This window comes from Promicromonospora sp. NFX87 (assembly GCF_048564965.1).
In the GTDB taxonomy this organism is placed as follows: Bacteria; Actinomycetota; Actinomycetes; order Actinomycetales; family Cellulomonadaceae; genus Promicromonospora.
The window spans coordinates 6,352,961-6,365,050 of sequence record NZ_CP183413.1; the positions used below are offsets into that span (position 1 = coordinate 6,352,961).

Annotated in this window: 11 protein-coding genes; 9 read left to right on the top strand and 2 right to left on the bottom strand. The window is 70.0% G+C overall.

The genetic code is table 11. The features are described 5' to 3' along the window. Window positions 1-37 precede the first annotated feature (37 nt). On the top strand, window positions 38-1,189 hold the full coding sequence (locus tag ACNYC2_RS28405) for a DEAD/DEAH box helicase (protein ID WP_419707921.1): 1,152 nt from the start codon (window positions 38-40) through the stop codon (window positions 1,187-1,189). A 101-nt stretch (window positions 1,190-1,290) separates the two neighbouring features. On the opposite strand, the gene ACNYC2_RS28410 is transcribed toward ACNYC2_RS28405, so the two are convergent. Beyond that, window positions 1,291-2,022, bottom strand: a complete 732-nt coding sequence (locus tag ACNYC2_RS28410; RefSeq protein ID WP_419704937.1) for a hypothetical protein — start codon at window positions 2,020-2,022, stop codon at window positions 1,291-1,293. 188 nt (window positions 2,023-2,210) lie between these two features. After that, entirely contained in the window at window positions 2,211-2,414 is a 204-nt protein-coding gene (locus ACNYC2_RS28415; RefSeq protein ID WP_116677330.1) for a cold-shock protein, read from the bottom strand. A 247-nt stretch (window positions 2,415-2,661) separates the two neighbouring features. On the opposite strand from ACNYC2_RS28415, the gene ACNYC2_RS28420 reads away from it, so the two are divergent. The 8 genes from ACNYC2_RS28420 (at window position 2,662) to ACNYC2_RS28455 (ending at window position 12,090) form a co-directional block, all read left to right on the top strand. Further along, window positions 2,662-3,516, top strand: a complete 855-nt coding sequence (locus ACNYC2_RS28420) for an aldo/keto reductase (protein ID WP_419704938.1) — start codon at window positions 2,662-2,664, stop codon at window positions 3,514-3,516. A 257-nt stretch (window positions 3,517-3,773) separates the two neighbouring features. Continuing rightward, the gene (locus tag ACNYC2_RS28425; RefSeq protein ID WP_419704939.1) at window positions 3,774-5,051 is read left to right on the top strand and encodes an ABC transporter substrate-binding protein; all 1,278 of its coding nucleotides are present in this window, start codon (window positions 3,774-3,776) and stop codon (window positions 5,049-5,051) included. 370 nt (window positions 5,052-5,421) lie between these two features. Continuing rightward, complete coding sequence (locus tag ACNYC2_RS28430; RefSeq protein ID WP_419704940.1) at window positions 5,422-6,825, top strand: ABC transporter permease subunit; 1,404 nt, start codon at window positions 5,422-5,424, stop codon at window positions 6,823-6,825. Between the two features lie 13 nt (window positions 6,826-6,838). Further along, a complete protein-coding gene (locus ACNYC2_RS28435; protein WP_419704941.1) occupies window positions 6,839-7,825 on the top strand; it encodes a branched-chain amino acid ABC transporter permease in 987 nt (328 codons plus the stop codon). Further along, window positions 7,815-8,807 carry an ABC transporter ATP-binding protein gene (locus ACNYC2_RS28440; protein WP_419704942.1) on the top strand — a complete coding sequence of 331 codons (993 nt, stop codon included), beginning with the start codon at window positions 7,815-7,817 and terminating at the stop codon, window positions 8,805-8,807. Before ACNYC2_RS28435 ends, ACNYC2_RS28440 begins: the two co-directional genes overlap by 11 nt. Further along, window positions 8,804-9,568 carry an ABC transporter ATP-binding protein gene (locus ACNYC2_RS28445; protein ID WP_419704943.1) on the top strand — a complete coding sequence of 255 codons (765 nt, stop codon included), beginning with the start codon at window positions 8,804-8,806 and terminating at the stop codon, window positions 9,566-9,568. The genes ACNYC2_RS28440 and ACNYC2_RS28445 overlap by 4 nt, the downstream gene beginning before the upstream one ends. Window positions 9,569-9,666: 98 nt before the next feature. Then, the gene (locus ACNYC2_RS28450) at window positions 9,667-10,770 is read left to right on the top strand and encodes a threonine aldolase family protein (protein WP_419704944.1); all 1,104 of its coding nucleotides are present in this window, start codon (window positions 9,667-9,669) and stop codon (window positions 10,768-10,770) included. 60 nt (window positions 10,771-10,830) lie between these two features. After that, complete coding sequence (locus ACNYC2_RS28455) at window positions 10,831-12,090, top strand: glycoside hydrolase family 3 N-terminal domain-containing protein (RefSeq protein ID WP_419704945.1); 1,260 nt, start codon at window positions 10,831-10,833, stop codon at window positions 12,088-12,090.

Genomic DNA, 12,090 nt, shown 5'->3' on the forward strand with positions numbered 1-12,090 from the left:
CGCGGCCGTCGAGCGGCTCGACCGTTCCTACCTCGCGGTGCAGGGACCGCCCGGCACCGGAAAGACCCATGTCGGCTCGCACGTCATCGCCAAGCTGGTGGGCGCCGGCTGGCGGGTGGGCGTGGTGGCCCAGTCGCATGCGGCGGTCGAGAACATGCTGAGCGCCGTGGTCGACAAGGCGGACGTGCCCGCCGAGCTCGTGGCGAAGAAGCAGCGGGCGAAGGGCGCCGAGCAGGCCAGCGGCCAGCCGTGGGAGGAGCTGTCGAGCACCCAGCTCGCGGACTTCGCGGCGAACAGCTCGGGCGGCTGCGTGGTGGGCGGTACCGCGTGGGACTTCGCGCACGAGCGCTGGCCCGACGAAGGGCTCGACCTGCTGGTCATCGACGAGGCCGGCCAGTTCTCGCTCGCCGACACGATCGCCGTCGGCCGGTCCGCTCAGCGGCTCCTGCTGCTCGGCGACCCGCAACAGCTGCCGCAGGTCAGCCAGGGCAAGCACCCCGAACCCGTGGACGAGTCGGCGCTCGCCTGGCTCGCGGCCGGCAGCGCGGTGCTTCCGGACGGGCTCGGCTACCTGCTGCCCGAGTCGTGGCGCATGCATCCCGACGTCTGCGCCGCGGTGTCCCGGCTCTCGTACGCCGGCCGTCTCTCGGCCCATCCGGTCACGACCACGCGATCGCTCGACGGGGTGACTCCCGGAGTGCTGCACGTCCCGGTGGTGCACGAGGGTCGCTCGACGGCGTCCCCCGAGGAGGCCGCCGAGGCGGTGCGCCAGGTGCAGAACGTGCTCGGGCGCACGTGGACGCCGGGAGGTGGTGGGTCGCCTCGCCCGCTCGGAGTCGGCGACGTGGTGGTGGTCGCCGCGTACAACGCGCAGGTCCACCTGGTCCGCCAGGCGCTGCGCGACGCCGGTCTCGACGGGGTGCCGGTCGGAACCGTCGACATGTTCCAGGGGCGGGAGGCGCCGGTGGCGATCCTGACGCTCGCCGCCTCGACACCGGACGACGTCTCCCGGGGCATGGGCTTCCTGCTGTCGCGCAACCGCATCAACGTGGCGGTCTCACGCGCGCAGTGGCGGGCGGTGGTCATCTCGTCGCCCCGGCTCACCGACTACCTGCCGGGAGACCTGGAGGCCGACGGCGTCCGCCGCCTCATGGAGCTGGGCGGATTCCTGCGCCTCATCGGCGGCTGATCGCCGCCGGTCGTACGGAGCATCCGTTGGTCGAACTTGCCGAGACCTACGAGGGGTCTCGGCAAGCTCGACCAACGAGATGGCGCCGGTCCAGCGGGGGGTTAGAACTCGCCGCCGCCGAAGTCGCCCCCGCCGAAGTCGCCGCCGCCACCGAAGTCTCCGAAGAAGCCGCCGCCGGCGTCGCCGCCCGCATCACCTCCGGCGTCGCCGGAAGCCTCGACCGGCTCCGCGCCGGCCTCGCCGCCCTCGGCGCCCGCTTCCTCGGCGCCGCCGCCTTCCTCGCCCCCGGCGAAGTCCTGCGCGGGGTCACCGAAGGAGCTGCCGAACATCATGTCCGCCACGGCGGAGCCGATGACCATGCCGCCGATCGTGCCGAGCATGCTGGCGCCGAGCATCGAGCCGAAGCCCGGGCCGCGGCTCTGCCCGAAGTTGCGCTCCAGGGTGCCGGGGTTGCGCATCTCCGCGCGGGTGGCCATGCGGGCCAGGTCCCGCGGGTCGTCGGACGTCGCGCGCTCGTTCGGCGGGACGGTCTCGCTGAGCTGGGCCAGGACCTGGCTGCGCTGCTCAGGCGTGAGCTGGGCGAACGCCTCGGCGTGCGCCTCCTCCACCCGGTCCGGCGGTGCGGTGCGAAGCAGGTACCGGTAGCGCTCGATCGCCACCTCGTCCTCGCTGCGGCCGGTGCTCGCGGCGGAGCCGTAGACGGGTGCGGTGCCGTACTCGGGGGTCTGGCCCGACGTCTGTCGGTACTGCTGCTGCGGCATTCTGCCGCCCTGATACATGCCCGGGGTCTGCTCGCGCGGCTCGCGGCCGAGCAGTCGGTCGAGGAAGCCCATGATCTCGTCCTTCGTAGGTGACGGTCCAGGTGGGAAACGCCCGGCGCGGCCCAACGGTTCCAGATCGAGCCGTCGGTCCACGGGCTGAAAATGGCGAAGGCCCGGTCACCTCGAGAGGTGACCGGGCCGACGTCGTACAACCTGCGACGAGCTCAGAGCTCAGCGCGACGGTTGCGAAGTCTGAGGGATCAGATCGGGCGGATGTTCTCCGCCTGCAGGCCCTTGGGGCCCTGCTTCACGTCGAACTCGACGCGCTGGTTCTCCTCCAGTGAACGGTAGCCGTCCGACTGGATCGCGCTGAAGTGAGCGAACACGTCCTGCCCACCGTCCTCGGGTGCGATGAACCCGAAGCCCTTCTCGGCGTTGAACCACTTGACGGTTCCGAATGCCATGTACTGCTCCTTGCATGAGGCGACGACCCCGACCGTCGGGATCGCATAATCACGGTGTCGTCGTCATCTCACGGAAGAACGATCGAGGCACTGCAACGCCCCTACCCTACCCGCCAGACGCAAGGAAAGCCCGATCAATCTTGAGTGACTTGCATCGAATTTGTATCCGAGGGGTCCGAAGCCCGGTTTTCGGGGCCTCGCGGCTGGTGTCTCGACGGTGTCAGGGGCGGATGTTAGAACGGTTGGCATGAACGCAGCGACCGACATCCCGTCCGTCAAGCTCAACAACGGCGTCGAGATCCCGCAGGTGGGTCTCGGCGTGTTCCAGGTGCCCGACAACGGCACGCAGGCGTGTGTCGAGACGGCCCTCGAGCTCGGCTACCGGCATATCGACACAGCTGCCGCCTACTACAACGAGGAGGGCGTCGGCGCTGCCGTCCGGGCCACCGGCGTCCCGCGCGAGGAAATCTTCGTCACCACCAAGCTGCGCAACGGCGACCAGGGCTACGAGAGCGCGCTGCGGGCCTTCGAGGACAGCCGCCGGGCGCTCGGCCTCGACGTCGTCGACCTGTACCTCATCCACTGGCCGGTCCCCGGCCGCGGTCTGTACGGAGAGACGTGGCGAGCATTCGAGAAGCTGCTGGCCGACGGCGCGGTGCGGGCCATCGGCGTCTCCAACTTCCTGCCCGAGCACATAGATCGCCTGGTCAGCGAGTCGGACGTGGTGCCGGCGGTGAACCAGGTGGAGCTGCACCCGACCTTCCGCCAGCCTGCCACCGTCGAGCGGAGCCGGGCCCACGGCATCGTCCCCGAGGCGTACTCGCCCCTGGGGCAGGGTGCCGACCTGGAGGCGCCGGCGGTGGTCGGCATCGCGAACGAGCTCGGTGTGACGCCCGGTCAGGTGGTGCTCCGCTGGCAGGTGCAGCACGGCGTGATCCTGATCCCGAAGTCCGTGAACCCGGAGCGCATGGCGACCAACCTCGACCTGTTCTCCTTCTCGCTGACCGAGGCGCAGATGGCCGACATCGACGCCCTGGAATCGCCGGACGGCCGGATCGGCGCGGACCCGGCGACCGCCTCGTTCACCCAGTTCCGGAGCTGACCGGAGAGGGCCCTCGGAGAGGCGCACCGGGCGCTGGAAGGCCCTCCTACCGAGCTGCCGTCGGCACGTTTCTTGCCGGTTCAAACCCTGTTTCACCCCTGCTCTTGGGGCACGGTGTGGTCTGGGTAACATCCTCGTAACGATCGAGTCGGTGTGGCGGACTAGACACATTGGTGACACAGAGTGTGACTACGTTCACGCCACGACGAGGCAAGTCGCCGCGTCAGGTTCACTCCCGCTCGAAGGGGAACAGCAGAATGATTCGACGTTCCACGGCGGCGCGCGGTCTCGCGATCGCCGCTGTCCTCAGCGTGGGCCTCGCGGCCTGCTCCACCACCTCCGGAGGCGGCGAGGGGGAGGGTTCGTCCGATCCGCTGAAGATCGGCACCCTGCTCCCGCTCACCGGTAACCTCGCCTACCTGGGTCCGCCCGAGGTCGCGGGCGTCGGCCTCGCGGTCGAAGACATCAACGCGGCCGGCGGCGTCCTCGGCAACGACGTCGAGATCGCTCCCGCGGACTCGGGCGACGGCGACAACCTCGCGGTCTCGACCAACTCGGTCACCGACCTGCTCGCCCAGGACGTCAGCGCCATCATCGGTGCGGCGTCCTCGACGGTGACGCTCAACGTCGTCGACTCGGTCACCGAGGCCGGCGTCATCCAGGTGTCGCCCGCCAACACCTCGACCACGCTGTCGGGCTACTCGCCGCTCTTTGCGCGGACCGCCCCGCCGGACACCGTCCAGGGTCAGGCGCTCGGCTCGCTCATGCTCGACGACGGGCACCAGAAGGTCGCGTTCCTGACGATGCAGGACGACTACGCGACCGGTCTGCGCGACAACGTGCAGAAGGCGATCGAGGCCGGCGGCGGTGAGGTCGTCTACGGCGCCACCGGCGAGGGCACCGAGTTCGCTCAGGCCGAGACCAACTTCTCGAACGTCGTGGCCGACGCTCTGGCCACCGAGCCCGACGCGATCGCCATCTTCGCGTTCGAGGAGACCAAGGCGGCCATCGCCGAGCTGGTCACCCAGGACTGGGAGTTCGGCGGCAAGACGTACCTGTGCGACGGCAACACCGCCGACTACTCCAAGGACTTCGACCCGGGCACGCTCGAGGGCGTCAAGGGCACCATCCCCGGTGCCGACGCGCCGGAGGACTTCAAGGAGCGCCTGAACACCTGGTACCAGGAGGACGCCGGCGAGGAGCTGGCCGACTACGCGTACGGCCCCGAGTCGTACGACGCCGCCATCCTGGTCGCGCTCGCCGCCGTCCGCGGTGAGGGCACCGACGGCGAGACCATCGCGGACAACATCCGTGCGGTCTCGGGCTCGGAGGAAGGTGCCACCGAGGTCTCCACGTTCGAGGAGGGCGTCGCGGCGCTCGAGGCGGGCGACGAGATCGCCTACAGCGGTGTCTCCGGCATCGGCCCGCTGAACGAGGACAACGACCCGTCGTCCGCGTTCATCGGCGTCTACGAGTACGACGGCGACAACAAGAACATCTGGACCAAGGTCGTCGAGGGCTCGGTCGCAGGCTGACCCTGTCGGTCCTTGACCACTGAATCGTGATCGGCCCGGTCACCCCACGGGGTGACCGGGCCGATCGTTGTCGAACCGCGATCAAGGCGGGTCCCGAACCGGACATCGAGCCCGCCACCAGCCGCGCGGCGCACACCCGTCACCCGGTCCGCAACGGCGCGGATCGTTTCGATCTCGGGCCCGCGGCCTGCCGAAACTCTGTGTGACACGACACGTGTAATCCGTGACACACGGTGCGGCTACACTTCCGGCACGCTGATGCCATCAGTTTGATGCAGGCCTGGTTAAGCAGGGCTAAATCTATCTGTGGCGTCGTGCGGCACCGAGACCTCGGAGCACCACACACCAGAACCGACGGAGGACCCGGCAGATGACAGCCGACCGACCGATCCTCGCGACGGCCGCGGGCAGGCTCATGGCCACGCTCGTGGCAGCGGCCTTCCCGGCCCTGCTCGCCGCGGCGCCAGCCATGGCAGCCACGGCACCTGTCGCGACGGACTGCACACCCGACAGCTCGACGGCATGCGTCGCAGCGATCGTCATGGACGAGGAGAACAACTTCGTCCCGGATGTCGGCGCCACCATCACCGGCGCCGGGTTCGAGGCCCAAGTAACGACCACCCAGGACGGCCCCGTCTCCGTGGAGGTGCCGGAGGTCGGCACGTACACGATCACGCTCGACGAGGCGACGCTGCCCGACGGGCTGTTCCCGGACCCGCCCCAGATCGAGGTGACAGCGCAGACAGGCTCCACCGCGCGAGGCGCCATCCGGCTCGGCGACCAGCCGGTGGATGCGACCCCCTCCGCCGAGCCGGGGGCCAGCGAAGGCGCTGAGACCCCCGCGGCGGGCGAGGCCGGTTCCGAGGAGTCCACGTCCGGCGGGTTCTCCCTGGCGAACGCCTGGCAGAAGTTCGGACTCGGTATCCGTCTCGGGCTGCTGCTCGCGCTGGCATCCGTGGGCATCAGCCTGATCTACGGCACCACCGGGCTGTCGACCTTCGCGCACGGCGAGCAGTTCACGCTCGGCGCGGTGTTCGCCTTCATCGGGATCAACATGTGGGGCCTGCCCTTCTGGCCGGCCGCGATCCTGGCAGTGGTCATCTGCACGGCCACCGGATTCCTGCAGGACGTCGTGCTCTGGAAGCCCTTGCGCCAGCGCGGAACCCCGCTGACCCAGCTCATGATCATCACGATCGGTCTGTCGCTCGTGCTGCAGTACACGATCCAGCTGATGATCGGCAACGGTTCCGAGCGGATCCTGAGCACGAACCCGACGTCGATGACGATCGCCGGCATCAGGCTCTCGTCGTGGTCCTGGGCATCGATGGCGGTCGCTGTCGTGGCGATCCTGTTCATCGCCTGGTTCCTCACCCGCACGCGGATCGGGCGAGCCACGCGCGCCGTGTCGGACAATCCGGCGCTCGCGTCCGCCACCGGCATCAACCCGGACAAGATCATCCGCATCGTCTGGACCATGTCGACCGGCTTCGCGGGCCTCGCGGGCCTGATGTACGGCCTGTCCGTGGGCACCTTCGGCTGGAACACCGGCATGCAGATGCTCCTGCTGATGTTCGCCGCCGTGACGCTCGGCGGCCTGGGGACGGCGTTCGGCGCCCTCGCCGGGTCCATGGTCATCGGCATCGTCGTCGAGATGTCGCCGCTCATCCCCGGCATGCCGAACGACCTCCGCTACGCCACCGCGCTCGCGATCCTGATCCTCGTCCTGCTGCTGCGGCCGCAAGGCCTGCTGGGCAAGCGCGAGCGGATCGGCTGAAAGGACAACTCCCATGGAAGAACTGAGCCGAATCCTCACGCAAGCCGCCGGCGAGCTGATCGCGCCGACCACGGCTGCCTACGTCCTGGCCGCGATCGGCCTCAACCTGCACTTCGGGTACACCGGGCTGCTCAACATGGGCCAGGCGGGCTTCATGCTGCTCGGCGCCTACGGTTTCGCCATCTCGACGATCGCCGGCGCGCCCTTCTGGCTGGCCCTGGCCGTCGCGCTGGTCGCGAGCATCCTGTTCGCGCTGATCCTCGGTATGCCCACCCTGAAGCTGCGCGGTGACTATCTCGCGATCGTCACCATCGCGGCCGCGGAGATCGTCCGCATGCTCGGCCGCTCCAGCGGCCTCGCCGAGTGGACCGGCGGCCAGGCAGGCCTGCGCGGTAACGAGTTCAAGGACACGTTCGCCGCGCTCTCGCCCCTGCCCGACGGCCGCACCACGATCGGCCCGTTCGAGTACCTCAACAACGGCTCGGACTCCTGGTGGGTCCGGCTCGTCGGCTGGGGCCTCGTGGCGCTGGCGCTCGTCTTCGTCTGGCTGCTCACCCGCAGCCCGTGGGGCCGCCTTCTCAAGGGGGTCCGCGAGGACGAGGACGCCGTCCGTGCGCTCGGCAAGAACGTCTACGCCATCAAGATGCAGGCCCTCATCCTGGGCGGTGTCTTCGGATCTCTCGGCGGTGTGCTGTACGTGCTGCCGCGTGCCGTCCAGCCCGACGGCATGGCCAGGTCGATGACGTTCTTCGTCTGGACCGTGCTGCTGCTCGGTGGTGCGGCCACCCTGTTCGGACCCGTGCTCGGCGCGATGCTCTTCTGGGCCGTCTTCATGCTCCTGCGGGCCGGCCTGCGCGAGGGTATGGCCGGGACGCTCGCTCCCACCCAGGTGGAGAACATCGGTGGCCTCGCCGTGGGGGTCGCCCTGATGCTGCTGGTCATCTTCCGCCCACAAGGAATATTGGGGAACAAGAAGGAGCTGGCCTTCGATGCCCGATGAGACGACGGAGAACACCGTGACTGAGGTGACCGAGCCCGAGAGCACCGTGGAGGCGCTGGACGCCGTCGAGCGCAGTGACTCCGCGGCCGCCCGAGCGGCGGAGCACGTGCTCGCCGCCGTCGAGCCGAAGGTGGGTGTCAGCAAGCCCGACACGATCCTGATGGCCGACGGCGTGCAGCGCCGGTTCGGCGGCATGACCGCCGTCGACGTCGACCACCTGGAGGTCCAGCGGGGCGTCATCACCGCCCTGATCGGCCCCAACGGTGCGGGTAAGACGACGTTCTTCAACCTGCTCACCGGGTTCGACAAGCCCAACCAGGGCTCCTGGTCCTTCGAGGGCAGGTCGCTCGACGGGATGGGCGCCGCCAAGGTGGCGCGCAACGGCATGGTCCGCACGTTCCAGCTCACCAAGGCGCTGTCGCGCCTCACGGTGATGCAGAACATGCTGCTCGCCTCGATGGACAACCCGGGCGAGAACCTGTTCGCCTCCCTCGTGAAGCCCCTGTGGGCGGGCACCGAGAAGCGGAACACCGAGAAGGCGCTCGAGCTGCTCTCGCGGTTCAAGCTCGACACCAAGAAGGACGACTTCGCGGGATCGCTCTCCGGCGGCCAGCGCAAGCTCCTCGAGATGGCCAGGGCCCTGATGACGGACCCGACCATGATCATGCTCGACGAGCCCATGGCCGGCGTGAACCCCGCCCTCGTGCAGTCCCTGCTGCACCACGTCCAGGCGCTGCGCGACGACGGCATGACGGTGCTGTTCGTCGAGCACGACATGCACGCCGTCCGGCACATCTCGGACTGGGTGGTGGTGATGGCCGAGGGCCGCATCGTCGCCGAGGGCCCGCCCGCCGCCGTCATGCAGGACCAGGCGGTGGTGGACGCCTACCTCGGCGCCCACCACGACACCGACCTCGGGGACGACTCGCTGCTCGACCCCGCAGTGCTGGCCCGGCTCGAGGCCGAGGAGGAGAAGCGATGAGCGACGTGGCAACGATCGCCAAGGGGGAGCCCCTGCTCAAGGCGACCGACATCGTGGCGGGGTACCTGCCCGGCGTGAACATCCTGAACGGGTGCAACCTCGAGGTGGCCAAGGGCGAGCTCGTCGGCATCATCGGCCCGAACGGCGCCGGCAAGTCGACGCTGCTCAAGTCCCTGTTCGGCCTCGTGAACGTGCGCTCCGGCTCCGTCACGCTGGCCGGCCAGGACATCACGAACCAGAAGGCCGACACCCTCGTGTCCCAGGGCGTCGGGTTCGTGCCGCAGAACAACAACGTGTTCCCCTCGCTCACCGTCGAGGAGAACATGCGCATGGGCGTGTACCTGCGCCCCAAGACGTTCGACGAGCGGTTCGAGTTCATCACCGACCTGTTCCCCACTCTGGGCGAGCGGCGCGGGCAGCGGGCGGGCGCCATGTCGGGTGGTGAGCGCCAGATGGTCGCGATGGCCCGCGCGCTCATGATGAACCCGTCGGTGCTGCTGCTCGACGAGCCGTCCGCCGGCCTGTCCCCGGTGCGTCAGGACGAGACGTTCCTGCGCACGCGCATGATCAACAAGGCGGGCGTGTCAGTGGTCATGGTGGAGCAGAACGCGCGGCGTTGCCTCCAGATCTGCGACCGCGGCTACGTGCTCGACCAGGGCAAGGACGCGCACACCGGGACCGGCCGGGAGCTCCAGGCCGACCCCAAGGTGATCTCCCTGTACCTGGGCACGCTGGCGGAGGACGTCGACAAGGCCTCCTGACGGTTGCCGAAGTAGAGCGCCTGTCCGGGTCTTCCTCTCGTACGACGAGGGAGACCCGGACAGGCGCTCTACTTCGGCAACGGGAGGAGAATGGCCGGGTGCAGCAGTTCGCCTCTGACAACTACGCCCCCGTCCACCCCGAGGTCATGGCCGCGATCGTCGCGGCGAACGACGGTCCCGCCGTGTCCTACGGCGACGACTCCGTGTCCGCCCGGCTCCAGGACCGGGCAGCCGAGGTGTTCGGTGAGCGCGCCCGCATCTTCCCCGTGCTGAACGGCACCGGTGCGAACGTCATCAGCCTCATGGCCGCGGCTCCGCGCTGGGGCGCCGTGATCGCGAGCGACGTCGCGCACGTCCACACGGACGAGAACGGCGCCCCGGAACGCGTCGGCGGCCTCAAGATCCTGGCGGTCCCGAGCGTGGCGGGCCGCATCGGGCCCGATGCCGTGGACCGCTACGCCGGCGACCTCGGCAACATCCACCGCGCCCAGCCCGCGGTCCTGAGCCTCACGCAGGTCACGGAGCTCGGCACCGTCTACTCGGTCGCTGACCTGAAGCTCCTCGCCGACACCGCCCATGCGGCAGGCCTCCGGGTGCACGTCGACGGGTCCCGCCTCGCGAACGCGGCGGCGACGCTCGGCGTCGGGCTGCGGGAGATCACCACCGACGTCGGCGTCGACCTCCTCTCCTTCGGGGCCGCGAAGAACGGCGGCATGCTGGGCGAGGCGGTGGTGGTGCTGTCCGACGGCGGCGACGCGGCCGGCGCGTCGGCAGACCTGGGGGAGGCCGTCCCGTACCTGCGCAAGGCCACGATGCAGCTCGCGTCGAAGACCCGGTACGTGTCGGCGCAGCTCTTGGCGCTGCTCGGCGAGCCAGGCACGCCGACGTCGGGCACGGGGGAGAGCGCGCCGCTCTGGCTGCGGAACGCCGCGCGCTCGAACGCGATGGCCGCGCGCCTGCGGGCGGGTATCGAAGCGGCGGGACTGACCGAGACGGTCCGCATCACCTGCCCCACCGACGCGAACGTCGTGTTCGCGACGCTGCCCCGCGCGGCGGCCGACCGGCTGCGTGCCTACGCGCGGTTCTACGACTGGGCGCCGGGCGAGACGACGGATCGCGTAGAGGTCCGCTGGATGTGCGCGTGGGACACCTCGGAGGCGGACGTCGACGGGTTCGTGCGGGCCCTCGTCGGCGCGGTCTGAGCGAACCGCTCCGGGCCGCTCGTCGCACGCGGTTCACCCGCTGGGGTGAGACTGAGGTCCATGACCCGTTTTCGCCCGCGCGCCGTCGTCGCCGCGGTTCTCACGCTGGCGGTCCTGACCGCCGGCTGCTCCGGCCTGACGGGGGAGCCTGATCCGACGTCGCTCCCCGGACCTGCCCAGACGGGTGCGCAGCCGAGCCCCACGCCGAGCAGTGCGTCGCCGGAGGAGCCGACGGCCGGTGCCACGCCGACCGCGCGACCCACACCGACGGCCCGACCCACGCCGGAGCCGACACCGGGCGAGCCCGACCTCTCGCTGGTGGACGGCTGGACCCTGGAGGAGAAGGTCGGCCAGATCCTCATGGTGGGCCTGCCGGTCGCCGGCCCGTTCCAGCCGACGTTCGACATGCTCCGCGACGGCCAGATCGGCGGCGTGTTCCTGCACGGCCGCACCAAGGCGGGCCGGCAGCCGGTGAAGAACCTGGTGGACGCCGCCGTCGACGCCGCGGCCCGGGAACGGGAGCCCCTCTTCGTGGCCACCGACCAGGAGGGCGGCGCCGTGCAGGTGCTCCGCGGCCCTGGCTTCAGTGACATCCCGAACGCGCTCGACCAGGCCACGCTCACGGCGGCCGAGCTGCGGAAGCGGTCCGAGGTCTGGGGTGACGAGCTCGCCGCCGCGGGGGTGAACCTCAACCTGGCGCCCGTGCTGGACCTCGTGCCGCAGACCGCCGCTTCGTCGAACGCGCCCATCGGTTTCTTCGGGCGGAACTACGGGTACACCGCGGAGTCCGTCATCACGCACGGAAACGCGTTCGCACAGGGCCAGCGCGACGCGGGCGTCCAGACGTCGATCAAGCACTTCCCCGGGCTGGGCCGGGTCACGGGCAACACCGACGACACGGCAGGGGTGACCGACACGGTCACCGGCCCGGACGCTCCGTCGGTCGCCGTGTTCGACGCCGGGATCGAGGCGGGATCCGGGCTGGTCATGATGTCGTCGGCGGTCTACTCGCGGATCGATCCCGACGCCCCCGCCGTGTTCAGCCCCACCGTGGTGGGCCTGGTGCGCGAGCTCGGGTTCGACGGTGTCATCATCTCCGACGACCTGTCGGCAGCGGTGCAGGTCGAGAGCGTGCCGCCGGGGGAGCGTGCGGTCCGTGCGGTGGACGCCGGGGTGGACATGGTGCTCGCCTCGGCACGGCCGTCGGTCGCCCCGGCGATGGTGGACGCGCTGATCAGCACAGCGCGGGACGACCCGGACTTCGCCGCGAAGGTGGACGCGGCGGCAGCCCGGATCGTGGCGGCCAAGGCCGACCTCTGA

Bases quoted from the DNA above. Each gene is read 5' to 3' on its own strand.
- ACNYC2_RS28425 (WP_419704939.1), top strand. From the start codon at position 3,774: ATGATTCGACGTTCCACGGCGGCGCGCGGTCTCGCGATCGCCGCTGTC.
- ACNYC2_RS28440 (WP_419704942.1), top strand. From the start codon at position 7,815: ATGCCCGATGAGACGACGGAGAACACCGTGACTGAGGTGACCGAGCCC.
- ACNYC2_RS28445 (WP_419704943.1), top strand. From the start codon at position 8,804: ATGAGCGACGTGGCAACGATCGCCAAGGGGGAGCCCCTGCTCAAGGCG.
- ACNYC2_RS28410 (WP_419704937.1), bottom strand. From the start codon at position 2,022: ATGGGCTTCCTCGACCGACTGCTCGGCCGCGAGCCGCGCGAGCAGACC.
- ACNYC2_RS28430 (WP_419704940.1), top strand. From the start codon at position 5,422: ATGACAGCCGACCGACCGATCCTCGCGACGGCCGCGGGCAGGCTCATG.
- ACNYC2_RS28455 (WP_419704945.1), top strand. From the start codon at position 10,831: ATGACCCGTTTTCGCCCGCGCGCCGTCGTCGCCGCGGTTCTCACGCTG.
- ACNYC2_RS28435 (WP_419704941.1), top strand. From the start codon at position 6,839: ATGGAAGAACTGAGCCGAATCCTCACGCAAGCCGCCGGCGAGCTGATC.
- ACNYC2_RS28420 (WP_419704938.1), top strand. From the start codon at position 2,662: ATGAACGCAGCGACCGACATCCCGTCCGTCAAGCTCAACAACGGCGTC.
- ACNYC2_RS28415 (WP_116677330.1), bottom strand. From the start codon at position 2,414: ATGGCATTCGGAACCGTCAAGTGGTTCAACGCCGAGAAGGGCTTCGGG.